Origin of the sequence: Gordonia jinghuaiqii (assembly GCF_014041935.1) — a bacterium.
Taxonomy (GTDB): domain Bacteria; phylum Actinomycetota; class Actinomycetes; order Mycobacteriales; family Mycobacteriaceae; genus Gordonia; species Gordonia jinghuaiqii.
Window position 1 is genome coordinate 530,249 of sequence record NZ_CP059491.1, and the last position, 22,147, is coordinate 552,395.

Consider the following 22,147-nt stretch of genomic DNA (forward strand, 5'->3'; position numbering starts at 1 on the left):
GTGCAGACTGGCACGTATGGGTGACACCGACAAGCACCGACACCATTCGATCGACTACGTGGAGTTCGCGGTCACCGATCTGGCGGCCGCGTGCGCGTTCTACGCGAGCGCCTTCGGCTGGGAGTTCAATGATTACGGCCCCACCTACGCGGGCGTCGTGAACCCGGCGGGCCGAGAGGCCCCGGAGGTCGGAGGCCTGGCGGTCACCAGTTCGGTGACGACCGGCGGCGGACCCCTGGTCCTGCTCTACTCCGACGACCTCGACGCCACTGCGGACCGGGTCCGGGCGGCGGGAGGACAGATCATCCAGGGGCCGTACACCTTCCCCGGTGGACGCCGCTTCCATTTCACCGACCCGAGCGGCAACGAACTCGGGGTCTGGGCGACCTCCTAGGCGGCCGGGCCGGCGGGGCGGCCGAAATCGGAGGGATCCGATCGGAGTCCCGCTGCGTCCAAGTACGTGATTGCTGATAGCTCACCGATCTCGTCATCCCGCCGATTCCCGTAGGAGAAGCCATGACCCACAACTCTGTTCAGAGTGCAGACACCCGCGCTGCTGACGATCGCGCCGCTGGGGCGGGTGAGCCCGCTGCAGCCGAGAACATCGGACTCGCCGATCGCCTCGGCGCCCACATGACCCGCCTCATCACCGACGAAGCGGGAATGTCGACCGCCGAGTACGCGATCGGGACGATCGCGGCAGCCGCGTTCGGTGCCATCCTCTACACCGTGGTCACCGGTGACAACATCGTCAGTGCCTTGACGGGGATCATCGGGAAGGCCCTCAACACCTCGGTCGGCTGATGTGCGCACCGACGCTGCCGGCTTCCACACCGTGTGCACTGACGAAAGTGATTGCCCGGGCGAAGAGTTCGTATCGACGCGTCGGCGCCGACGATGCCGGGATGGTGACTGTCGAGGCAGCATATGCCATCTCGGCGATCGTGGTCGCGGTGTTGCTTGCTGTCGGGGCGATCGCCGGGGTGACCGCGCAGATCCGGTGCACCGACGCCGCCCGCGAGGGCGCGCGATTGACCGCATCCGGCGATGCGTCGGCACGCCATGTTGCGGAGAGGATCGTCGGAGATGGTGCGCGCGTGTCGATCTCCGAAGACGGCGAACGGGTCGTCGTCGATGTGCGTACGACGGTACCCCTGCTGCCGGGGCTGACGTTGTCGGCTCGAGCGATCGCCGCGAAGGAACCGCGCGGTGAGGACCAGGTGGTCTTCGCGCCCGGTGTCGGCCCATGAGTCGTCGTATCGGCCTGATCGCCGACGATCGCGGTAACGCAACCCTGTTGGGGGCGTTCGCCGTTGCCGCGCTGGCCGCGATCCTGGTGTTGGTGATCTACGTCGGTGCCGCGGTACTCGCTCGCCATCGTGCGCAATCGGCGGCGGATCTGTCCGCGCTGGCCGCGGCCGTCGACCACGTCGGTGGGGAGCCCGATCCGTGTGCTGCCGCGCGGCAGTCGGCCGCGGCGCAGCAGCCGCGGGCCGATCTCGTCGAGTGCCGGGTCGATGGTGAAGACGTGGTGGTGTCGGTCCGGGTACCGGTGGACCTCGGCACCTTCGGCGTACGCGCGGCCACCGCGAAGGCACGTGCCGGTCCGGTCGAGTGAACCGTGCCTCGGGCCGCAGAGCCGGCGACTACGCGTCGCCACTCTCGACGACGATCCTCTTGGGATACACGCGGACCGATTGAATTGGTGCGAACCACAATTGGTGAAAGTGAACATCGGTGTCGCCGCGGTAGGCGAGCTCGAGGGTCTCGGTGCCGGTGTTGATCGGGATCCACGATCGTACCGACCGGACGAACGACGACCAGTGGATCAGCTCACCCTCGGTGAGGAATCCACCTGCGGCGGCCCAGGTCTCGCCGGACTGGGCATCGGCGCAGGCCAGGTACACCTCGCCGAGGGACGCGGTGATCCGTGGCCCGACCATGGCGGTCTGCAGGTACCACTGGGCGGTGGTCACCACATCGGTGAAACCGCCGGACCGCGCTGCGCACCAGCCGTAGTGCAGGTCGAGGGCGTCGAGTGCCTCCTCCTCGGAGAAGAACACGTCGCGTTCGCCGATGGACGACGGCAGAGTGTCGGTGTTCAGGGTCGGGCGTGCGAGCAGGAAGAAGGCACGCGACGGCCGGATGATCTGCCGTCGTGTGTGGAGTCCCCGGTCGGATGCCTCGTCATGCATGACCCGAGTATTCCCGACGTAGGAGGTCCAGGACGGCCACTGCACCATTTTTGTCCAGGGGATCATTACCGTTCCCGCACTTGGGGCTCTGCACACACGACGGGCAGCCGCTCTCGCATCCGCAGCTGGCGACGGCGTCCCGGGTGGCGTTGATCCAGGTCAGGAAAGCGGAGTGGCCGCGCTCGGCGAAGCCTGCCCCGCCCATGTAGCCGTCGTAGACGAAGACCGTCGGCAACCCGGTGTCCGGGTGGACGTCGGTGGAGAGGCCACCGATGTCCCAGCGGTCGCACGTCGCGACGAGGGGCAGCAGACCGATGGCCGCGTGTTCGGCCGCGTGCAACGACCCGGGAAGACGGGTCTCGTCGATCCCGGCGTCGGCGAGGGCTTCCGGAGTGAGCGTGTACATCACGGCGCGGGTGTGCAACGTCTGCTCGGGCATGTCGAGCTCCACGGCATCGAGCACCTCGCCCGATCGCAGCGTGCGCAGATAACCGACCACCTGGTGGGTGACGTCGACCCCGACGAACGCGACGGTCAGCGGGCCGAACGTCGCGCTCTCCAGGACCGAGGTGATCGTGATGTCGGTGGTCTCGCGGGCCGACGTCGTCCAATCGGGATCTTCGGGGTGGGCGAGTGCGAGTCCGTCGTCGAGGTCGAGCTCGTCGACGAGGTAGGTCTCTCCCTGATGGATGTGGACCGCGCCGGGATGCACCGTGGACATGGCACGTCCGGTGTCGACCGTACCGAGCAGCTGCGACGTCGTGGTGTCGACGATCAGCACCTGTCCACCGATACCGCCTCGGATGTCGACGTCGGCGTGCGGTTCGACGCCGGCGGTGACGTACCAGCCGGACTTGCGTTTGCGCAGTAGACCGTCGGCCGCCAGTTCTTCGGCCACGTCGCGGGCTTCCCAGGTGTCGATCTCGGTGTCCGACAGCGGCTTCTCCATCGCCGCGCACAGCAGATGCGGTCCGAGGATGTACGGATTGGCCGGGTCGGTCACCGTCGCCTCGACGGGTTTGCCGAGCAGCGAGTCGGGATGGTGCACGAGGTAGGTGTCGAGCGGGTCGTCGCGGGCGACGAGCACGACGAGGGAGTCGCCGGACTCACGCTGACGTCCCGCGCGGCCGGCCTGCTGCCAGAACGACGCGACCGTCCCGGGGTATCCGCTGACGATGACCGCGTCCAAACCACTGATGTCGACGCCCAATTCGAGCGCGTTGGTCGTCGCGACCCCCAGCAGTTCCCCGTCGGAGATCGCCCTCTCGAGGCGTCGCCGATCGTCGGCGAGGTAGCCTGCGCGGTACGCGCCGATTCTGGACTCGAGCTCGGGGGCGCTCTGCGACAACAGGTGCCGTGCGCTCAGCGCAGTGAGTTCGACGCCGCGCCGGCTGCGTGCGAAGCACAGCGTACGGGCACCTTCCACCACGAAATCGGCCAGTAGACGGGCGGATTCGGCGCCGGCCGAGCGTCGTACCGGGGCGCCGTTCTCGCCGGTGACGACCGGCAGGAAGTCCGGTTCCCACAGTGCGACGGTCCGCTCGCCGCGCGGCGACCCGTCCTCGGTGACCTCGACCGCGGGCTCACCGATCAGACGGCTGAGCGCCGCTGCCGGTTGGGCGACGGTGGCGCTCGCACCGATGACGATCGGATCGGCACCCGCCGCTCGGGCGATCCGCAGCAGCCGCCGCATCACCAGCGCGGTGTGGGAGCCGAACACTCCCCGGTAGTGGTGGCATTCGTCGACGACGATGTATCGCAGGTGCCGGAAGAACTGTCGCCAGCGCGCGTGGTGGGACAGGATGCCGATGTGCAGCATGTCCGGGTTGGTGAAGATCCACCGGGAGTGGGCGCGCGCCCATTGCCGTATCTCGGGGTCGGTGTCGCCGTCATAGGCGCAGGGCTGCAGGTGTCCGAAGCCGGGCCGGCCCGCGATGAGCGAGGAGACCGCACGGATCTGGTCGGCACCGAGCGCTTTCGTCGGCGCGAGATATAGCGCCGTCGCATTCTTCTCGTTCAGCAGCGCCGAGAGAATCGGCATTTGATACGTCAGGGATTTCCCCGACGCCGTGCCCGTGGAAATGGCGACGTGATTACCGTGAAATGCCTCGTCGGCGGCACGCGCCTGATGCGTCCACACCCGTTCGATGCCGTTGTCGGCATAGGCGTCGAGCAGCGGTTGCGGTACCCACTGCGGCCACTCGGCGAAAGCTGCTGGGCGCGACGGGATTACCGACAGATGGGTGAGGGGCGACGGCTCGGTGTCCGTGCCCGCGAGAGTTCGGGCCAGCAAACCTGTCCCGAATGTGGAGTACTGCATTTTCTGGTGAGAACTATTCAAAATGATGATGCCTGGGGCCTGGAACCGGCGGCGATGTTACCGACTGGTGACTGCCGTCTGAAGTTTGACGAGGTTTTCGCTCTCTTTGGTTGCTGTGACTATCGCTGACGCTCCGGACATGATTGACTGGTTGCGGCCGCAGCTTTCGCGCCCCATCTCCCACGGTGGGCGGCAAGCGTGTTGCAGCCGTGGTACTGAGGTTAGTTTGGCGGATCGATGCAGATCTTCGCGGGGCTCTTTGAGGTATGGCGGTCAACCGGCCACGACGCGGTGACCCATCGCGTCGCGACAGTTGATAGTAAGGATTCTGAGAATGGCACAGGGAACTGTGAAGTGGTTCAACGCGGAAAAGGGCTTCGGCTTCATCGCGCCTGATGAGGGTTCCGACGACGTGTTCGTCCACTATTCGGAGGTCCAGGGGGCCGGTTTCCGCACCCTCGAAGAGAACCAGCGGGTGGAGTTCGAGGTCGGGCAGGGCACCAAGGGCCCCCAGGCCACCGGCGTTCGCGCCATCTGAGCACACTCGCTCAGAACACCCGCGCAACTGCGTATGCGCACTTGCCGACAACCGCTCCCGTCTCGCTCGTCGAGGCGGGAGCGGTTTGTCGTAGAGGCGCCGGCGAGTGACAGCCGCCGGTGAGGCCGGCGACACCGCTCGCCCGCCACCGCTGCCCCGACACCCCTGGCCCCGACACCCCTGCCCCGACGGTCCCGCTCCGAACACCCACTGTGCGAACCGCCGGCGGAAAGGTCGGTTTGCGGGGCCCGGAACAGTAACCTCGATCTCGTGGGTCAGTTGTCCTTCTTCTCTGCGGAGACCGAACAGCCCGCGTACTCCGATCTGGCGGGGTTGCTCGCCGCTCATGGGCAGGCCGCCCGCTCGGAATCCGGTACGCGGGTGTCGATCGTGGTCGCCGAGCCATGGCGTGCCGAGGAGATCGTCGCGGAGATGTACGCGGCCGGGCTCGACGCGGAGCTGACCACCTCCGACGAGGGCACCCCGCTGGCGCGCACCGCGTCGTGCCATGAGCTCGATTCGCTGCACCGGGCCTGGTCCTCGGGTGCGGTGAAGGCGATGCCCAAGGGCTGGGTGCCGACCTATCGTGCCCTGCGGCTGTGGGTGATCGCCGCCGGGCATTCCGATGACGGGCGCTACCAGCTCGGGCTCGATCCGCATGCCCCGGAATCGCACGCCGAGCTCGCGACGGCTTTGATGCGGGTGGGGATCGCACCTACCCTCGTCGGTACGCGTGGCCAGTCACCGGTTCTGCGGATCGCCGGGCATCGGCGTCTGGCACGTTTGCACGAGTACGTCGGTGCACCGCCCCGCGCCGCGGCAGTTGCGGATTGGCCACCGGCCGATTTGCATTAGTGATTTTTTTGCCCACCCAGTTGACCTGGTGAAACGCAGTTCAGGGGCGCCGTTTTGGTCACACCGGCCGGTGTGACGCGGAATGCAGATGTGCAATCGACGCTATACATAAGGTACAAACCCATCGAACACACCTGAACTGACACGCAGGGAAGTTCTCCACCCAGTCAACCAAAGGACGCCCCGGTGGCAGAGACCAGCACCGCATCCCGCTCGAGTGGGGGAATCAGACGACTCGTGATCGTCGAGTCCCCGACCAAGGCGCGCAAGATCGCCGGGTATCTCGGGTCGAACTATGTGGTCGAGTCCTCGCGAGGGCACATCCGCGACCTCCCGCGCGGCGCCGCCGACGTCCCCGCCAAGTACAAGGGCCAGCCGTGGGCCCGCCTCGGCGTGAACGTCGACGACAACTTCGAACCGCTGTACGTGGTCTCGCCGGACAAGAAGGCGACGGTCAGCGAACTCAAGGCGCTGATGAAGGACGTCGACGAGCTCTACCTCGCCACGGACGGTGACCGCGAGGGGGAGGCCATCGCCTGGCACCTCCTCGAGACGCTGAAGCCGAAGATCCCCGTCAAGCGCATGGTGTTCCACGAGATCACCGAGCCTGCCATCCGCGCGGCGGCCGAGAACCCCCGTGACCTCGACATCGATCTCGTCGATGCCCAGGAGACCCGCCGCATCCTCGACCGCCTGTACGGCTACGAGGTGTCGCCGGTGCTGTGGAAGAAGGTCATGCCGAAGCTGTCGGCGGGTCGTGTGCAGTCGGTGGCGACGCGCATCATCGTCGAACGCGAACGTGAACGCATGGCGTTCGTGTCCGCCGAGTACTGGGACATCGCCGCCACCATGGACGCAGGCACCGCACACGGCGGCGACGGCAATCCGCAGACGTTCCGGGCGCGGATGGTCAACGTCGACGACGCCCGTGTGGCCACGGGTCGGGATTTCGGCCCGTCGGGTGCTCTGAAGAAGTCCGACGGCGTGATCATCCTCGACGCCGACCGTGCCGAGGCCCTGGCAGCAGGCCTGCGCGGCGCGGCGATGACGGTGACCTCGGTCGAGGAGAAGCCCTACACCCGTCGTCCGTATGCCCCGTTCATGACGTCGACGCTGCAGCAGGAGGCCGGCCGCAAGTTGCGGTTCACCTCCGACCGCACGATGCGCATCGCTCAGCGGCTGTACGAGAACGGCTTCATCACCTACATGCGTACCGACTCGACGAGCCTGAGTGAGTCGGCCATCAACGCCGCCCGCGCACAGGCCCGTGAGCTCTACGGCGACAGCTTTGTCCATCCGACACCGCGGCAGTACACACGCAAGGTCAAGAACGCTCAGGAGGCGCACGAGGCGATCCGCCCGGCGGGCGAGACGTTCCGCACCCCGGGTCAGGTCGCCGGGCAGCTCGAGGCCGACGAGTTCCGTCTCTACGAGCTGATCTGGCAGCGCACCGTCGCGTCGCAGATGGCCGATGCCAAGGGCACCACGCTCAGTCTGCGTATCGCCGGTACCGCTTCTTCGGGGGAGCGCTGCACCTTCGCGGCGTCGGGCCGCACGATCACGTTCCCCGGCTTCCTGTCCGCCTACGTCGAGACGGTCGACGAGCAGACCGGCGGTCAGGCCGACGATGCCGAGAACCGGCTGCCGCAGCTCACCGAGGGGCAGTCGCTGACCGCGACCGATCTCTCCGCCGACGGCCACTCCACCAATCCGCCCGCGCGCTTCAACGAGGCGTCACTGGTCAAGGTGCTCGAAGAGCTCGGGATCGGCCGCCCGTCGACCTACGCCTCGATCATCGGCACCATCCAGGACCGCGGCTACGTGGTGAAGAAGGGCAATGCCCTGGTCCCGTCGTGGATCGCGTTCGCGGTGGTCGGACTCCTCGAGGCGTACTTCCAGAGCCTCGTCGACTACGACTTCACCGCGACCCTCGAGGACGACCTCGACCAGATCGCGAACGGTAACGAGGACCGCACGAAGTGGTTGACGGAGTTCTACTTCGGTGACGAGAAAGCCGGGGCCGACGGCGAGAGTCGTTCTGCCCATTCGGCAATCGCACAGTACGGCGGACTCAAGAAGCTCGTCGGCGTCAATCTCGAGGAGATCGACGCCCGGCAGGTCAACTCGATCCGCCTGTTCGACGACGAGCAGGGGCGCCCGATCTATGTGCGAGTGGGCCGATTCGGGCCGTACCTCGAGCGAAACGTCGCCACCGGACCCGACGCCGAACCGGATCTGCAGCGAGCGAATCTGCCGGCCGACATCACCCCGGACGAGCTGACGCTGGCGGTCGCCGAAAAGCTTTTCGCCACACCGCAAGAGGGCCGTTCGCTCGGTGTCGATCCCGCGACCGGACACGAGATCGTCGCCAAGGAAGGACGTTTCGGTCCGTACGTGACCGAGATCCTGCCTTCCGACGATGACGACGATGACGACGGTGAGAGTGGGAACGACGGTGCCGCGCCGGCGACGATCCCCGCCGGACCCACGCCTCGCGACGGCGGTTCGTCAAGCGGCAGCGGCGCAGGCGGCTCCGAGTCGCCCGACGCCGACGTGGTCCCGCTCGACGCGCCTGGCGGCGGTACCGCCACCAAGACGAAACCGGCTGCCAAGAAGACCGCCAAGAAGGCGGCGAAGAAGGCCGGACCCAAGCCGCGTACCGGGTCCCTGTTCAAGACCATGGACATCTCCACGGTCACCCTCGACGATGCGCTCAAGCTGCTGTCCTTGCCGCGCGTCGTCGGCGTCGACCCGGAATCCGGTGACGAGATCACCGCGCAGAACGGTCGGTACGGGCCGTACCTCAAGAAGGGGTCGGATTCGCGGTCGCTCGGCAGCGAGGAGCAGCTCTTCGAGATCACCCTCGACGATGCGCTCAAGATCTACTCCGAGCCCAAGCGTCGTGGTCGTGCGGCCGCCGCGCCGCCGCTGCGTGAGCTCGGCAAGAACGACGAGGTCAGCGGCCAGCCGATGGTCATCAAGGACGGCCGCTTCGGCCCGTACGTGACCGACGGCGAGACCAACGCCAGTCTGCGCAAGGGCGACGAGGTCGCCACGATCACGCCCGAGCGCGCGATGGAGCTGTTGGCGGACCGTCGGGCGCGTGGCCCGGCCAAGAAGACGGCGAAGAAGGCGGCCAAGAAGACCACCGCCAAGAAGACTGCCGCGAAGAAGGCCCCGGCGAAGAAGGCTGCAGCGAAGAAAACCACAGCCAAGAAGACGACGGCCAAGAAGGCTGCAGCAAAGAAGACCGCGGCCAAGAAGACCGCGCCCGAGAAGGCGGCCCCGGCGGACGAGTGACCCGCCGGGCCGGTCAGCTGAACCTCTGGTGGTCGAGTGAACCTCTGGTGGGCTGCTGAATCTCTGGCGCTCAGCAGAACCTGTCAGCTGAACCTCGGGTGGTCGAGTAGGCCCGAGGGCCGCGATCGAGGCCACCGAAGCCGAGACGACGACTCAGTCGTGCTTGTACGGCGCCATGTGGGGCCGGGCGAGCAGCGTCTCGATCCCGCGGCCGCGGAGTTCGACGCCCTCGCCGATCTCCCAGTGCTCGGCCTCTTCATTCGAGGCCAGGAACACCGCGCGAGCCGAACCGAGAACCCGGGTCGGTTCGTCTTTGGCGAGCTCGGTGAGACGGGCGGCCTCGTTGACCGGGTCGCCGATGACGGTGTACTCGAGGCGCTGTTCGGCGCCGATGTGACCGGCGATGGCCTTGCCGGCCGACACCCCGATCCCGATGTCGGTGTCGCCGAGGGTCTCGTACAGTTCGGCCCGCAGCTCACGCGCGGACGCGAGAGCGCGACCGGCGAAGTCGTCGAGGTCGAGGGGGGCGCCGAAGATGGCCAGTGCCGCGTCGCCCTGGAACTTGTTGACAAAGCCGCCGTGGCGTCCGACGACGCCCACGACCACGCGGAAGAACTCGTTCAGCAACTCGACGATCTCGTGTGGGGGGCGGTTGACCGCGAGGCGCGTCGAACCGACGATGTCGACGAACAGCACGCCGACATAGCGTTCCTCGCCGCCGAGTTCGGTTCCGGTCTCGATGGCCCGGCGGGCGACGTCCTCGCCCACGTACCGGCCGAACAGGTTGCGCAGCTCCTGGCGTTCGCGCAGGTCGGCGACCATGTCGTTGAAACCCGCCTGCAGCAGGCCGAGATCGCTGCCGTCGTAGATCTTCACCGCGACGTTGAGGTCGCCCGCACTGACCTTGGACTGCGCGCGCCGCAGCTGCTTGATCGGGTCGTTGATGGCCGCGACGACCCGCACGATCGCGATGACGCTGAAGGCGAGCGCCGAGACCGCCATCCAGAGGATCGGTCGTTCCAGGCCGGTGGAATCGGCCTCGATGATGCCGAGCCGGTGCAGGACGATCATGCCGATGATCACCAGCATCGGCGCGACGACGCTGATCACCCAGAACGCGGTGATGCGGGTGGTGACACCGGGGGCGATGGCGTTGTCGGGATTGTTGGCCATCGCGGCGACGGTGATCGGGCGGAGCACCTTCTCTGCCTGCATGAAACTCAGCGCGCAGGTCACCATCGCGCCGATCGCGCTCGCGATCGCGACGATGAACGCATTCTTCGACGACACGGTCAGGTTGACGAGGGTGAACAGCGTGCCGCCCACTCCCCAGAGTGCGGCGTTGACGAGCGTCAGCAGCACCGGCAGGGCGAGGGCGCGGCGTCGTGCGGCCTCATTGTCGAGCCGGGTGCGTCGGCGATGCCAGATGAGTACCGGCAGGGACAACTGGATGCTCGCGAACCCGCCGATGACCATCGCGATCAACAGGTAGGCCGCGAAGATGGCCTGGTTCAGCGCGGTGATCTCGTCGAGGCTGATCGAATCCTGGATCGGCATGCCGAACCGGAGGAAGGCGAACGTGAACAGCGCGCCGACGAGGTTCGCGCGCAACATGTCGAGCGCGAGGATCGGCCACGGTGTATGAATCAGCCATCGGGCCAGATGCAGGCCCTTTGACCACCGCGACCGTTGTTCAACCACGGGACCACGGTAGCTGCCTGCTTGCAATCGTTAAACATGGTTCCGGCCCCGGGGCGTGTCCGAACTGCGGATTAGGGTGTTGCTGTGACCAATGTCTTTGATCGGCTGACCGGGCAAGAGGCGATCGCCGACGATCTGCGTGCCGCCGCGCGGGCCGCGCGGGTCCTCTCCAAGCGTCTCGACGCGGGCTCGGCGCGCGAGATGTTCCTGCCCGACGACGAGATCCCGGGCGTCGACGCGGGATGGACGCGCGCGTCGATGACCCATTCCTGGCTCTTCACCGGGCCTCCCGGGAGCGGACGCTCGGTTGCGGCGATGTGCTTCGCGGCTGCCCTGCAGTGCCAGACGCCCGACGCCGCGAACGTCGGCTGCGGCGAGTGCCGCGCGTGCGTGACGGTGATGGCCAAGACCCACGCCGACGTCCGCCACGTCGTCCCGGAGGGGTTGAGCCTTGCGGTGGGGGCCATGCGCGACATCGTCCAGGCCGCTGCGCGTCGCCCTGGCACGGGTCGCTGGCAGATCGTCATCGTCGAGGACGCCGACCGGCTCACCGAGCAGGCGGCGAATGCGTTGCTGAAGGTCGTCGAGGAGCCGCCGTCGCGGACGGTGTTCCTGCTGTGCGCGCCGTCGGTCGATCCCGAGGACATCTCGGTGACGCTGCGATCGCGGTGCCGGCACGTCGCGCTGGTGACGCCGACGACCGCCGACATCGAACGGGTCCTCGCCGAACGCGACGGGCTCGACCCCGAGCAGGCTCGGTGGGCTGCCTCGGTGTGCGGCGGCCACATCGGCCGCGCCCGTCGCCTCGCCACCGATCCGGACGCGCGGGCGCAGCGTGAGAAGGCTCTGGGCCTGGCGCGGGCGGCGTCTCGGGATTCGACCGCGTACGCGGCAGCCGAGGAGCTGGTGCGGTCGGCCGAACAGGCCGCCAAGGCCATCAGTGCCGAACTCGACGAGGCCGAGACCGACGACATGAGGACCGCGCTCGGTGCAGGCGGCACCGGCAAGGGGACCGCACGGATGCCGCGCGGCACCGCCGGTGCGCTCAAGGAACTGGAGAAGCGCCAGAAATCCAGGGCCACCCGCGTCGGCCGCGACGTCCTCGACCGCGCTCTCGTCGACCTCGCCGCATTGTTCCGCGACGCCCTGGTCGTCGGTGTCGGTGCGCAGGTGACGGCCATGCATCCGGACAAGGCCGACGACATCGCGATCCCGCTCGCCGGATACGCCAGACCCGAGCAGCTGCTGCAGTGTGTGGAGGCCGTTCTCGCGTGCCGAGAAGCCCTCGACATGAATGTGAAACCGAAGTTCGCCGTCGACGATCTCGTGGCCACCATCGGCTTGGCGCTCAAGGGCAAGTGAGCCCGAGCAGGGCGGTGCAGAGTCCTCCGAGCGAGCCCAATGCGCCAGGGCCGACGAGGGTTACGCATCCTTAACGCTTCAGCAACACGGCCTCTCTAACGTCTCCGATCATGACACGCCCCCTGGGTACGGGGATCAACGTCTCCGGGTTGACCAAGACGTTCGCCTCTCGCTCGCTGCGTGGCAGCTCGACTGTGACCGCGTTGTCGGATGTCTCGCTGACCACGTCCGAAGGCTCGTTCCTGTCGTTGCTCGGACCATCGGGCTGCGGCAAATCCACCGTGCTGCGCATCCTTGCCGGCCTGGAGTCGGCGACCGAGGGAACGGCACTGATGAACGGCCACTCGCCGCAGGACCTGCAGCGAAATCGGGAGCTGGGCATCGCCTTCCAGGATTCTGCGTTGCTGCCCTGGCGGTCGGTGGAGTCCAACATCAAGCTGCCGCTGCAGGTCGGCGGCCTGCCCGTCGACGACGACCTCATCGCCGACCTCATCGACCTCGTCGGACTCAAGGGCTTCGAGAAATCCAAACCGGCCACCCTGTCCGGCGGTATGCGCCAACGTGTCTCGATCGCACGCGCCCTCGTCGTGAAACCGACGGCACTACTGCTCGACGAACCGTTCGGCGCGCTCGACGACATGACCCGTCAGCGGCTCAACGTCGAACTGCTCCGTATCTGGACCGAGAAACCGGCCACGACCCTGATGGTGACCCACGGGATCGCCGAGGCGGTGTTCCTCTCCGACGTGGTGGCGGTGATGAGCCCGCGTCCGGGGCGGGTCGTCGAGACGGTGACGATCGACCTTCCGCGACCCCGCGTACCGGAGATGATGCGCACGCCCGAGTTCCACGAGATCCACGACCATCTGTCGGGGCTGCTCTTCGGTAGAGCTGCCGGAGAGGCGCAGATCGCGGAGGGCGTGGGTGGCTAGATTCGGGGCGGGCCGATGGCTGGCCGGGCTCGGAGGGATCGCCGGACTCGTCGCGCTCTGGTGGATCGCCGGTGCGCTGGAGTGGTTCGGCGGGACCATTCCGACCCCGTGGTCCGTTCTCGCGCAGATCGGTGAGACCGGCTCGGCATACTACATCGACAACTTCTCTCTCACAATCGAACTCGCTCTCCGCGGATTCATCTGGGGAAACGCCCTCGCGATCGCGTTGGCGGTGGTCGTGATCCTCGTGCCGCCGGCGGAGGGCCTCGCCACCCAGCTCGCGATCCTGTCGTACTGCACGCCGATCATCGCGGTCGCGCCGATCATCCAGGTCGCGTTCGCCGAGGTGTCGACGATGATCGTCTTCCTCGCGGCGATCTCGGTGTTCTTCACGACGATGATCGGTGCGTTGTCGGGATTGCGGTCACCGCACTCGGGCAGCATCGACCTCGTCAAGGTCTACGGCGGCGGCCGCTTCGCGCAGTTGTGGCGGGTGCGCTCGGTGGCCGCACTCCCGAACACTCTCGCGGCGATCAAGATCGCCGCTCCGGCAGCCGTTCTCGGCGCGGTGCTCGGTGAGTTCCTCGCGATGCCCGAGACCGGCGCCGGTCCGGCGATGATCATCGCTCAGCAGAGCGGGAACATTCCGCAGGTCTGGGCGATCGCGCTCATCAGTGGTGCCGTCGCCGGTCTCGGGTACGCGGTGGTCGCGGTGGTCGCGAGGTATGCGACCACCTGGTCGACCGGAACGGCGATGGGCCGATGAGCGCCACAGTCGGGAGCATCCGGGTCGGCGGACTGTGGGCCACAGCGCGTTTCCTCGGGTCTCTGTTGTTGTCGTTCGTGCTGATCCTGGTGATCTGGTGGCTGTTCCTGCTGGCGTTTCCCGACATCGGGCCGATAATCGGACGTACGCCGGTCGACGTGTTCGACTATCTGTTCGTCGCCCCCGGTGCACCGCAATCGCGTGCGGAGATCCTGGACAACCTGTGGATCACGTTGCAGGACGCGGCGATCGGCTTCTCGACAGGAATGCTGGCCGCTGTCGCGACGGCGTCGGTGTTCGTGGTGTCCCGGTCCACGGCGCAGACCTTCATGCCGATCGCGATGCTGTTGCGGTCGGTGCCGCTGGTCGCGATGACCCCGCTGATCACCGTCATCGTCGGACGTGGTGTTGCCGTGGTCGCGGTGATGGGCGGCATCGTCGTGTTCTTTCCCGCGCTCGTGATGATCATGACGGGCCTGGCCAACGCGCCGCGGCAGATCACCGACGTGATCAGCGTCTACGGCGGCAGCCGGTGGACCGCGTTGCGCCGGGCGGCCATTCCGTCTGCGGTGCCCGCTCTGTTCAGCGCGGCCAAGGTGTCGGTACCGGGCGCGCTCATCGGCGCGACCGTCGCCGAGTGGCTGGGGACCAACAAGGGTCTCGGTGCGTCGTTGCAGCAGGCCCTGCCCGCCGCCGCCTACGACGAACTGTGGGCCTCGGTACTGGTCATCACGGTGGCCTCGATCGTCCTGTACGCGATTGTCGGCGTTTTCGAGACGGTCGTGCTGGCACAGATGGGAATGCAACAAACCTGAGGTCGGGCGCCTGCACGACCCAGTTGTCATCTCGGAAGGGAACTCTCACATGTCCAACTCCTTCGACCGACGGTCCTTTCTGCGCTATTCGATGATCGCCGGTGGCGCCGCGGGCGCGCTGGGCCTCACCGGTGCGCTGTCGTCGTGCAGCAGCGACAGCGGTTCCGGTGGCGGCGCTTCGTCGATGAACCCGAAAGTGCAGTTGTCCTGGCAGAAAAACATCGAGTTCGCGGGGGAGTACTTCGCCATCGAGAACGGCTATTACGACGCCGAGGGGCTCGGTACGCCGGAGCTCATCACCGGCGGTGGTGCCGGCACCGGCGTCGAAACCGGTCTGACGGCCAACAAGGTGTGGATCGGCATGACCGCACCGCAGCTGACCGCACCGGTCATCCTGCAGGGCGCCGCGCTGATGACGGTCGCGGCGACGTTCCAGCGCAACCCGTTCTGCATCGTGTCGTCGGCGGGCAGGCCGATCCTCAGCCCGGAAGAGATGAAGGGCCGCAAGATCGGTGTGCAGGCGTCCAACGAGAACGTCTTCAAGGCGCTGCTGACGGCCAACAACATGACCGAATCCGACGTCCAGAAGATCACCGTCCAGTACGACCCGACACCGCTGAAGAACGGCGAGGTCGACGGCTGGGTCAGCTACGTGACCAACGAGCCGATCACGTTGGAGGAGAGCGGTTTCCCGAACGCCAACTTCTTGTTCGCCGACTTCAACCTGCCACTCGTCGCCGAGACACTGGTGGTGCGGCAGGAGACCATCGACAACGAACGCGACAAGCTGAAGGCCTTCCTCAAGGCCGACATCAAGGGCTGGTACGACGCGGTGGCCGACCCCGCGGGTTCGGCACGTCTGGCGGTGACCGAATACGGCAAGGACTTGGGACTCGACGAGGCCGAGCAGACGAAGGAGGCGATCGCGCAGAACGCACTCGTCGTCTCCGACGACACCAAGGCGAACGGCCTGCTCACGATGACCGACGAACTCATCGCTCAGAACATCGAAGCCCTGGCCAAGGCCGGTTACGACATCAAGCCGGCGCAGATCTTCGACATGTCACTGATCAAAGAGGTCTACGAGGAGAACCCCGATCTCAAGAGGTGACCCCGCGTCTGCGACCTATCATGGGTCCACGGTGCCGGGCAGTGACCGGGGTCGATGAGCAAAGGAGCGCGCATGTCGGACTTCATCCGCAAGATCAAGGACGAGGCCAAAGCGGTGTCGGCGGCCATCGACCAGGAGCTGACGGTCCTCGAAGGTGTCCCGGGGTACGACCCGCTCGCCGACAACCACAATGACAACGACAATGACAACACTGACGACAAAGAGGACGTCGACGCCGCCGATGACGCTTCTCGAGCCGAGACCGAGTCGCCGAAGTAGTCGAACAACTCCACGGGCGGCCGCCGGGCAGTGACTCCACCCGGCGGCCGTTGTGCCAGATGTGCTCAGCTCTTGACGAACCCCAACAGCGCCTCGTTGACCTCGGCTGCATGCGTCCACAGCAGGCCGTGCGGGGCGTTCTCGATCTCCACGTACTCGGCCTCCGGGAATGCCTCGTGGAAGCGGCGGCCGGTGGCATCGATCGGCAGGATGTTGTCGCCGGTGCCGTGCAGGATCAGCGTCGGCTTCCCTGAATCACGCACCGCGGCAACGTCTCCGCGGAAGTCCTCGATCCACGTCGGGACCACTGCGTATGCGGCGACCGGCGCGCTGCTCACGGCGGTGATCCAGTTGGCGTCGACGACCTCCTGGGTGATCCGGCTGCCGAGGGTCTGGTCGAGGTTGTAGAAGTCCTTGTAGAACTGGGTGTACCAGGAGTAGCGGTTGTCCTTGGCGGCCTGGGCGATTCCGTCGAAGACGGACCGGTCGACGCCCTCGGGGTTGTCGTCGGTCTTGACCAGGAACGGTTCGAGCGAGGCCAGGAACGCGAACTTGGCGATGCGCTCGGTACCGTACCTGCCGGCGTATCGAGCGAGTTCTCCTGTCCCCATGGAGAATCCGACAAGGATGACATCGCGCAGGTCGAGCGTTTCCAGGACGGTGTTCAGGTCCGCGGCGAAGGTGTCGTAGTGGTAGCCGGTGCCGACCTTGCTGGACTTTCCGAAGCCGCGGCGATCGTAGGTGATGACCCGGTAACCGGCGTCGATCAGTTCGCGGGCCTGAAGCTCCCAGCTGTTGCCGTCGAGTGGGTAGCCGTGAATCAGTACGACGGGCTGACCGGCCCCGTGATCTTCGTAGTACAGCTCGATGTCGGTGGTGTTCTCGGTGCCGACGGTGATGTAACCCATTGCGATCACTTCTCTCTTCTGAGGCGACCCGATCGGGCCGGTGTGGGTCCTGGCCGGGAGAACGATCGTTCTCTACGGTGGTTGCTACAGTAGAGAACGATCGTTCCCCGCGCAAGGGTCGGATGACATCTGAGAGAGAAGGTGCTTTGTGAGCGACGTGGCCGATCCGCGTGACCTGGTGATACGTGTTGCGGATCAGCTGTTCAACGCCAACGGTGTCCACAGCGTGGGAATGGACAAGGTGCGTGATGCGGCGGGAGTATCGCTCAAGAAGATCTATTCGATGTTCCCGTCCAAGGAAGCGCTGATCCTCGCGGTGCTGGACGATCGGAGCCGGCAGTGGAATGCCGGGATCGCCGAATGTGCTGACGGCAAGACGGCGCCGCGGGAGAAACTGCTGGCCATCTTCGACTTCCTGCTCGGGTGGTTCGGCGCCGACGAGTTCCGGGGATGTGCGTTCATCAACGCCTACGGAGAGCTCGGCGCCGAGATGCCGTCGGTCGCCGACGCTGTCCGCAGGCAGAAGGCGGACTTCCAGGAATATGTGGCCGGACTCGTCGGCGAACTCGGTGGTCCGCCGAGTCTTGCCGCGCAGCTGTCCATTCTCGCCGAGGGGGCGCAGACGACTGCCGCCATCGTGGGCTCGACGCAGCCGGCCGACGATGCTCGTTCGGCCGCTCGGGTGCTGATCGATCAGGCGATGGGGTAGCGGGTCGTTTTTTTCCGGCAATTCGGACAGCCCGATCTACTTAGTGCTGCTAATGTTGCCTCGATATTCACTGAAATCCGAAGTCGGCGTGTCGATGTCATCGGTTGCGGTGCTCGGATGATGAAGGGAACGAGATGCGGATACCTCGACACATCGGCGTGGCTGCGGCTGCGGTTGCCTCGGCGGTCACGCTGTTGATGGGTGCCGGGGCCGGCGACGCGTCGGCCCTGACGGTGGACCCCAGCAAGTTCGGTCACACCGCGTCGCTGACCGCCGGCGTCCTCTCCGTCGCGGTGACCAACTCGACGGCCCGTTCGGTGCGCTGCCAGCTGTCCGTCCATCGGGAGGCCGACAGTACGCAGCTGACCACAACCGTCGATGCCGTCAACGCGGAACTCGCCCGAACGGTGCTCACTGCTGCCGGTGCCGCCAACCTCGCCGCGCTGCGCTCGAGTGTCGCGGCGGGCGCCCTCGCGACGCTCTGGACCGACAAGACCATCGAAGCGTCGGCGACGTCGTCCGCGTCGTGGAACTCCGGGCGCACCGACTCCTCGTATGTGATCTACCAGGACTGCGCCTCGACCGACTCCCTTCTGGGCCTGCCGACAGGCGTCGGCGCAGCTCAGGTCTACACCGTCACCGGGACCGGTGAGCCGGTCGATGCCCCCGGCTCTACCGGCAGTCTGGGCTCACTCATCCCCGGACTCTGAGTCAGGAAACCGCGCGGTCGACATCCCGTGACGGACCCACGTGACACCGGACCGTCAGTAGGGGTCGTCGGTCGGGAACCCTAGTCAGGCTCGGAGGCGGAGCCGGCGTCGGACCCGCTCGACGAGTCGGTGTCGGCGGTGTCGGCGCTGTGTGAGTCGGTGTTGTCTGCGTCGGTCCCGTCCGAGCTGTCACCGGCGGGATCTCCGGGGTCGCCATCGCCGGACGATCCCGAATCCGACGGTGCCCCAGCATCATCGACATCGTAGGGTGAGTTGTCGGAGGGTACTTCTCCGGCCGGGTCGTCACCGGCGTCCGACGCTGCGTCTCCATCGACGGGTCCGGGTGCAATGATGTCGGGCTGGGGGAGCGCGGAGTCCGTTCCGGTCGCGACGGCGGCCGGCACGGTCACGCTGTAACCATCCGCTGTCGTTGTGGCCGAACCGGCAACGGTACCGGCGGTCACCGAGACGCCGGGCGCCGCGGTCGCCGGGGTGGGCGCATGGGTGGGATAGTACGCCTCGGCCAGACGATCCCACTTGTCGAAATCATCTGAGGAATAGGGGATTCCGAGCTCGTCGTGGACGAGTTGGAAGAGCAGGGCGAACGGATGAGCGGCGTCGTACACCGCGTAGGTGGTGTTGCGGCTCGTGAGCAGTGTCGGAGTGCCGAGGCTGTCGATCTCGCCGTAAGTCTGACTTCCGTTGCCGGAGTGGATGGTCAGGAAGCCCGCGACATTGACGGCGGCGGAAGTGGCCGGGCGGTACCACACCCACTGGAAGTTGCCGATCGGGTCGCCGACGATGATGATCGACGTGACCTCGACGTCGCCGGTTCCCCGAGGATCGCGTGCGCCGTTGGATTCGATCCCGATCAGACCTGCCAGCTCGGGCAGGACAGGCGTCGTCGCAAGCCAGGCCTTGATTCCCCAGGGATTTCGCGGGTCGGAGACGAGAATGATCGCCGTCGACTCCGCCGGGATCAGTCCGGTCTCGAACGCATCCTCTGCCGCATCGCCGAGAGCGTCGGCGCCCTGCGAGAAGCCGGTGTAGACGACGAACGGCCGATCGTCACCCATCCCGGCGAACGCCGTCATCACGGCGAGATTCTGCTCCATCGCAACGGCTTTCGAGACATCGTAACTCGGAGACAGCAGCGACGGCTTGCCGGATCGGCCGGCGATGATCGGACCGAAGGCCTGCGGATAGTTGACGACCAAGGTGGTGCGGTCGCCGATGACAGGGAGATTGCGTGCGATCAGGGTGCCGTCGTCGGTCCCCGGGGTGAGGACCATGACGGTGCCCTCGGGAAGTCCGCCGAACCCGTCGCGCACGTTGTCGGGTTGAGTCGCGTCGTACACCGTCGCGCTCTCGACGAGTGCGTCGACGACCTCGGCGACGTTGGTCGTGGCCAGTGCGGTCGGAACGATGGTGCCGAGCGCCAGAGCGCCCAGGGTGACCGAAGTCGCGGTCAGTCGCGACGACCTGGTGGTCTGCCGAGCGACGTCATTCTTGCGGGCGCGGTGTCTACCGCGCCGGTGTGCTGCCACGCGTGGCCCCCTCAGTCGGTCGAAGCGTAAGCGACCGAAGTGTGGCCCACTGTCCTCTGAACGAATCAATTCAGACAAACCGTGCTCAGTTCGTCTAACGGACTAATCAAACGATGGCTCGAAGTGGCTGGGCAGCAACAGGAGTGGCGATCCTATGGCGACGATGGGGCGTCGGAGAGGGCACGGCTGACCGGTCTGATGAGTTGTTCTTTCTCTGACTATCCGATGCGCCGGGGCCATGAAGTGGATAACACTAATTGTTAGTGATGCTGACGGTGCGGCTGTTCTTTCCCTCAATGTGCGGACCGCTCTGCTCGAGAATGAACAGTCGTCGGCCGTCGACCCGTCGGAGTTCCCGCAAGCTGAGACGCCCTGCCGGTTCATCCGGCGAACGGTGCCGCAACAGTGGGGCGGATGGCGTCTGCCGCGATCGCCATCCGTGGACCGATCACGACCTTGCCAGATCCCGGTCCGCGAGAGCGTTGGCTGTGGATCCCCGGGCCTGCGGCCTGGCGACCGGGTCGGGGAGAACGCCGGGTCGAGATGGAGCCGCCCAGGGGAATCGAACCCCTGACCTATTCATTACGAGTGAATTGCTCTACCGACTGAGCTAGGGCGGCGTGCTACGCGAGGCAGCGCAGATGAGTCTAGCGAGTCCGCGGCCGGCAGCAAAAACCGGCTCCCCGGAGGGTGAGATCCTGCACGGACCGTGCTCTCAGAGGGGATAGTCCTGACCGCAGGGGACGGGTGTCCGGTGCCTCGGGTCGAGGGCGTTGCGGACCAGCGCGGCGACGGTCGGGGAGTAGGCCATGCCGACGTGACCGATCGTCGACGCCGGGCACACCTCCTGAATCACCGAGTTCACGACGTTGGGGCCGCCGGGCGACATGAGGGTCAGCTGGTACGGCGTGGATATCTCGTCGTACCGGGTTGCGAGATTGACGTACCGGATCGACGGGCGTCTCGGCCCCCAGTAGCTCTGGCCAGGGGCTCGGGCGGGTAATCGGTCGGTGAGCGCCCCCACGCGGGAGTAGCCCTGGTTCGACGCCGAGAGCCCGACGATCGTGTCGACCTGTTCCGCACGCCCCGTCAGCTGCGTGACCAGCTGGGCGATCGCCCCACCCTGGCTGTGTCCCACGAAGTCGACCTTGGCGGCGCCGGTGGCGTCGAGCACTCGGTCGAGGAAGGCCGCGACCTGCCGCGCGGACTTCTCCTTGTTGCCCAGCCCGCCGGTGTTGCCGCTCCAGCTGGTCTGGCCATAGGTCAGGCTGAAGACGCAGTAGCCCGCGTTCGCCAGGGTCGGCGCGAGGTAGGCCCAGTTGGCGCTCTGGTTCATCGCGGTGGCGTGCAGCAGCAGCACCGGATCGCGGCCTTCGCGGTCGCGGCACGCGAAGCGGTTGGCGCCCGGCGGCGACTCCGACGCCGGGCTGAGGTACCGGGTGGCGATGGCGCTCGCCGCGTCGGTGGTGACCGGGAACGGGACGGCCTGTGCGCCGCCCGCGCCGAGCACGACGCAGGCGGACGCGAGTGCGGTGGCCACGGCGGCCAAGCCGAATCGGGCTCGGGACATGGGCCAATTGTCCCGACTGCGGCAGCGCGATGCGGTGGGTTCGACGGAACCGGCGAACCCACCGTCAGAGCGACTCAGACGAACATCTCGGCTGGCTGGGTGAGGCGGATGCTGTTGCCGGACGGGTCCCGGAACCCGGCATCGATGCCGTAGGGACGCTCCTCGGGAACCTCGGTGAACTCGACGCCACGGGCCGAGAGCGCCTCGTAGTCGGCCCGGCAGTCGCTGGTGGTGAGGAACACCGTCCCGGCAAACCCCTTCGACATCAGACTGTGGATCTCACCGACGATCTCGGCGTCGAGGGCCGGTGGTCCGGGGATCGCCATCAGGACGATCGTGACGTCGTCCTGACCGGGTGGCCCGACGGTGAGCCAGCGAAAGTCGTCCAGCTCGGCAAGTGTGACGTCCGAGCGGACCTCCATCCCGACCTTGGTGGTCCAGAACTCGAGCGCCTCGTCTTGGTCGTGCACCCACAGTTGGGCGCTTGAAATACGAATCATGTTGTTCACCAATCACTTTCAGTGTCTCG

The 22,147-nt window shown here is 66.6% G+C and carries 22 protein-coding genes and 1 tRNA gene; 15 read left to right on the forward strand and 8 right to left on the reverse strand.

Features of this window, described 5'->3' with window-relative positions:
• Positions 1-16 precede the first annotated feature (16 nt).
• The 4 genes from H1R19_RS02270 (at position 17) to H1R19_RS02285 (ending at position 1,618) form a co-directional block, all read left to right on the forward strand.
• Complete coding sequence (locus H1R19_RS02270) at positions 17-394, forward strand: VOC family protein (protein ID WP_188331037.1); 378 nt, start codon at positions 17-19, stop codon at positions 392-394.
• A gap of 239 nt (positions 395-633) precedes the next feature.
• Positions 634-804 carry a DUF4244 domain-containing protein gene (locus H1R19_RS02275; RefSeq protein WP_188331145.1) on the forward strand — a complete coding sequence of 57 codons (171 nt, stop codon included), beginning with the start codon at positions 634-636 and terminating at the stop codon, positions 802-804.
• A 101-nt stretch (positions 805-905) separates the two neighbouring features.
• Positions 906-1,250: a TadE family type IV pilus minor pilin gene (locus H1R19_RS02280; protein WP_219850457.1), complete on the forward strand. Its 345-nt coding sequence runs from the start codon at positions 906-908 to the stop codon at positions 1,248-1,250.
• Positions 1,247-1,618: an Rv3654c family TadE-like protein gene (locus H1R19_RS02285; RefSeq protein ID WP_219850458.1), complete on the forward strand. Its 372-nt coding sequence runs from the start codon at positions 1,247-1,249 to the stop codon at positions 1,616-1,618. Before H1R19_RS02280 ends, H1R19_RS02285 begins: the two co-directional genes overlap by 4 nt.
• Before the next feature lie 28 nt (positions 1,619-1,646).
• Here H1R19_RS02285 and H1R19_RS02290 read toward each other — a convergent pair whose 3' ends face one another.
• Together H1R19_RS02290 and H1R19_RS02295 are read right to left on the reverse strand one after the other, a co-directional pair.
• A complete protein-coding gene (locus tag H1R19_RS02290; protein WP_188331040.1) occupies positions 1,647-2,195 on the reverse strand; it encodes a hypothetical protein in 549 nt (182 codons plus the stop codon).
• A complete protein-coding gene (locus H1R19_RS02295; protein WP_219850459.1) occupies positions 2,188-4,515 on the reverse strand; it encodes a DEAD/DEAH box helicase in 2,328 nt (775 codons plus the stop codon). Before H1R19_RS02295 ends, H1R19_RS02290 begins: the two co-directional genes overlap by 8 nt.
• Positions 4,516-4,849: 334 nt before the next feature.
• Between H1R19_RS02295 and H1R19_RS02300 the strand changes: the two genes are divergently transcribed.
• From H1R19_RS02300 to topA, 3 genes are all read left to right on the forward strand, one after another.
• Complete coding sequence (locus tag H1R19_RS02300; protein WP_188331042.1) at positions 4,850-5,053, forward strand: cold-shock protein; 204 nt, start codon at positions 4,850-4,852, stop codon at positions 5,051-5,053.
• A gap of 270 nt (positions 5,054-5,323) precedes the next feature.
• The gene (locus H1R19_RS02305; protein ID WP_188331043.1) at positions 5,324-5,908 is read left to right on the forward strand and encodes a hypothetical protein; all 585 of its coding nucleotides are present in this window, start codon (positions 5,324-5,326) and stop codon (positions 5,906-5,908) included.
• 186 nt (positions 5,909-6,094) lie between these two features.
• Positions 6,095-9,208, forward strand: a complete 3,114-nt coding sequence (topA, locus tag H1R19_RS02310) for a type I DNA topoisomerase (protein WP_188331044.1) — start codon at positions 6,095-6,097, stop codon at positions 9,206-9,208.
• Positions 9,209-9,361: 153 nt separating this feature from the next.
• On the opposite strand, the gene H1R19_RS02315 is transcribed toward topA, so the two are convergent.
• Positions 9,362-10,822, reverse strand: coding sequence for an adenylate/guanylate cyclase domain-containing protein (locus H1R19_RS02315; protein WP_223205567.1), 1,461 nt, complete (start codon positions 10,820-10,822; stop codon positions 9,362-9,364).
• A 171-nt stretch (positions 10,823-10,993) separates the two neighbouring features.
• Between H1R19_RS02315 and H1R19_RS02320 the strand changes: the two genes are divergently transcribed.
• From H1R19_RS02320 to H1R19_RS02345, 6 genes are all read left to right on the forward strand, one after another.
• Positions 10,994-12,271, forward strand: a complete 1,278-nt coding sequence (locus H1R19_RS02320; protein WP_219850460.1) for a DNA polymerase III subunit delta' — start codon at positions 10,994-10,996, stop codon at positions 12,269-12,271.
• 110 nt (positions 12,272-12,381) lie between these two features.
• Positions 12,382-13,203: an ABC transporter ATP-binding protein gene (locus tag H1R19_RS02325; RefSeq protein WP_188331046.1), complete on the forward strand. Its 822-nt coding sequence runs from the start codon at positions 12,382-12,384 to the stop codon at positions 13,201-13,203.
• Positions 13,196-13,969, forward strand: coding sequence for an ABC transporter permease (locus H1R19_RS02330; RefSeq protein ID WP_219850461.1), 774 nt, complete (start codon positions 13,196-13,198; stop codon positions 13,967-13,969). The genes H1R19_RS02325 and H1R19_RS02330 overlap by 8 nt, the downstream gene beginning before the upstream one ends.
• Positions 13,966-14,784, forward strand: coding sequence for an ABC transporter permease (locus H1R19_RS02335; protein WP_219850462.1), 819 nt, complete (start codon positions 13,966-13,968; stop codon positions 14,782-14,784). Before H1R19_RS02330 ends, H1R19_RS02335 begins: the two co-directional genes overlap by 4 nt.
• A 49-nt stretch (positions 14,785-14,833) precedes the next feature.
• A complete protein-coding gene (locus tag H1R19_RS02340) occupies positions 14,834-15,895 on the forward strand; it encodes an ABC transporter substrate-binding protein (protein WP_219850463.1) in 1,062 nt (353 codons plus the stop codon).
• A 72-nt stretch (positions 15,896-15,967) separates the two neighbouring features.
• The gene (locus tag H1R19_RS02345) at positions 15,968-16,174 is read left to right on the forward strand and encodes a hypothetical protein (RefSeq protein ID WP_219850464.1); all 207 of its coding nucleotides are present in this window, start codon (positions 15,968-15,970) and stop codon (positions 16,172-16,174) included.
• Positions 16,175-16,239: 65 nt separating this feature from the next.
• On the opposite strand, the gene H1R19_RS02350 is transcribed toward H1R19_RS02345, so the two are convergent.
• Positions 16,240-17,082, reverse strand: a complete 843-nt coding sequence (locus tag H1R19_RS02350; RefSeq protein ID WP_188331051.1) for an alpha/beta fold hydrolase — start codon at positions 17,080-17,082, stop codon at positions 16,240-16,242.
• Positions 17,083-17,230: 148 nt separating this feature from the next.
• Between H1R19_RS02350 and H1R19_RS02355 the strand changes: the two genes are divergently transcribed.
• Positions 17,231-17,791, forward strand: a complete 561-nt coding sequence (locus H1R19_RS02355) for a TetR/AcrR family transcriptional regulator (RefSeq protein WP_219850465.1) — start codon at positions 17,231-17,233, stop codon at positions 17,789-17,791.
• A 134-nt stretch (positions 17,792-17,925) separates the two neighbouring features.
• Entirely contained in the window at positions 17,926-18,501 is a 576-nt protein-coding gene (locus H1R19_RS02360) for a hypothetical protein (RefSeq protein ID WP_219850466.1), read from the forward strand.
• An 80-nt stretch (positions 18,502-18,581) separates the two neighbouring features.
• Here H1R19_RS02360 and H1R19_RS02365 read toward each other — a convergent pair whose 3' ends face one another.
• The 4 genes from H1R19_RS02365 to H1R19_RS02380 form a co-directional block, all read right to left on the reverse strand.
• On the reverse strand, positions 18,582-20,048 hold the full coding sequence (locus tag H1R19_RS02365; protein WP_188331054.1) for a hypothetical protein: 1,467 nt from the start codon (positions 20,046-20,048) through the stop codon (positions 18,582-18,584).
• 544 nt (positions 20,049-20,592) lie between these two features.
• Positions 20,593-20,668 (reverse strand) — tRNA-Thr (locus H1R19_RS02370).
• Positions 20,669-20,763: 95 nt separating this feature from the next.
• Complete coding sequence (locus H1R19_RS02375) at positions 20,764-21,618, reverse strand: esterase/lipase family protein (protein ID WP_188331055.1); 855 nt, start codon at positions 21,616-21,618, stop codon at positions 20,764-20,766.
• 74 nt (positions 21,619-21,692) lie between these two features.
• On the reverse strand, positions 21,693-22,118 hold the full coding sequence (locus tag H1R19_RS02380) for a VOC family protein (RefSeq protein WP_188331056.1): 426 nt from the start codon (positions 22,116-22,118) through the stop codon (positions 21,693-21,695).
• Positions 22,119-22,147: the final 29 nt, after the last annotated feature.

Excerpts from the sequence above, each read along its gene's own strand:
- H1R19_RS02270 (WP_188331037.1), top strand. The coding sequence starts at position 17 with ATGGGTGACACCGACAAGCACCGACACCATTCGATCGACTACGTGGAG.
- H1R19_RS02275 (WP_188331145.1), top strand. The coding sequence starts at position 634 with ATGACCCGCCTCATCACCGACGAAGCGGGAATGTCGACCGCCGAGTAC.
- H1R19_RS02280 (WP_219850457.1), top strand. The coding sequence starts at position 906 with ATGGTGACTGTCGAGGCAGCATATGCCATCTCGGCGATCGTGGTCGCG.
- H1R19_RS02285 (WP_219850458.1), top strand. The coding sequence starts at position 1,247 with ATGAGTCGTCGTATCGGCCTGATCGCCGACGATCGCGGTAACGCAACC.
- H1R19_RS02290 (WP_188331040.1), bottom strand. The coding sequence starts at position 2,195 with ATGCATGACGAGGCATCCGACCGGGGACTCCACACACGACGGCAGATC.
- H1R19_RS02295 (WP_219850459.1), bottom strand. The coding sequence starts at position 4,515 with ATGCAGTACTCCACATTCGGGACAGGTTTGCTGGCCCGAACTCTCGCG.
- H1R19_RS02300 (WP_188331042.1), top strand. The coding sequence starts at position 4,850 with ATGGCACAGGGAACTGTGAAGTGGTTCAACGCGGAAAAGGGCTTCGGC.
- H1R19_RS02315 (WP_223205567.1), bottom strand. The coding sequence starts at position 10,822 with ATGTTGCGCGCGAACCTCGTCGGCGCGCTGTTCACGTTCGCCTTCCTC.
- H1R19_RS02325 (WP_188331046.1), top strand. The coding sequence starts at position 12,382 with ATGACACGCCCCCTGGGTACGGGGATCAACGTCTCCGGGTTGACCAAG.
- H1R19_RS02335 (WP_219850462.1), top strand. The coding sequence starts at position 13,966 with ATGAGCGCCACAGTCGGGAGCATCCGGGTCGGCGGACTGTGGGCCACA.
- H1R19_RS02340 (WP_219850463.1), top strand. The coding sequence starts at position 14,834 with ATGTCCAACTCCTTCGACCGACGGTCCTTTCTGCGCTATTCGATGATC.
- H1R19_RS02345 (WP_219850464.1), top strand. The coding sequence starts at position 15,968 with ATGTCGGACTTCATCCGCAAGATCAAGGACGAGGCCAAAGCGGTGTCG.
- H1R19_RS02350 (WP_188331051.1), bottom strand. The coding sequence starts at position 17,082 with ATGGGTTACATCACCGTCGGCACCGAGAACACCACCGACATCGAGCTG.
- H1R19_RS02360 (WP_219850466.1), top strand. The coding sequence starts at position 17,926 with ATGCGGATACCTCGACACATCGGCGTGGCTGCGGCTGCGGTTGCCTCG.
- H1R19_RS02375 (WP_188331055.1), bottom strand. The coding sequence starts at position 21,618 with ATGTCCCGAGCCCGATTCGGCTTGGCCGCCGTGGCCACCGCACTCGCG.
- H1R19_RS02380 (WP_188331056.1), bottom strand. The coding sequence starts at position 22,118 with ATGATTCGTATTTCAAGCGCCCAACTGTGGGTGCACGACCAAGACGAG.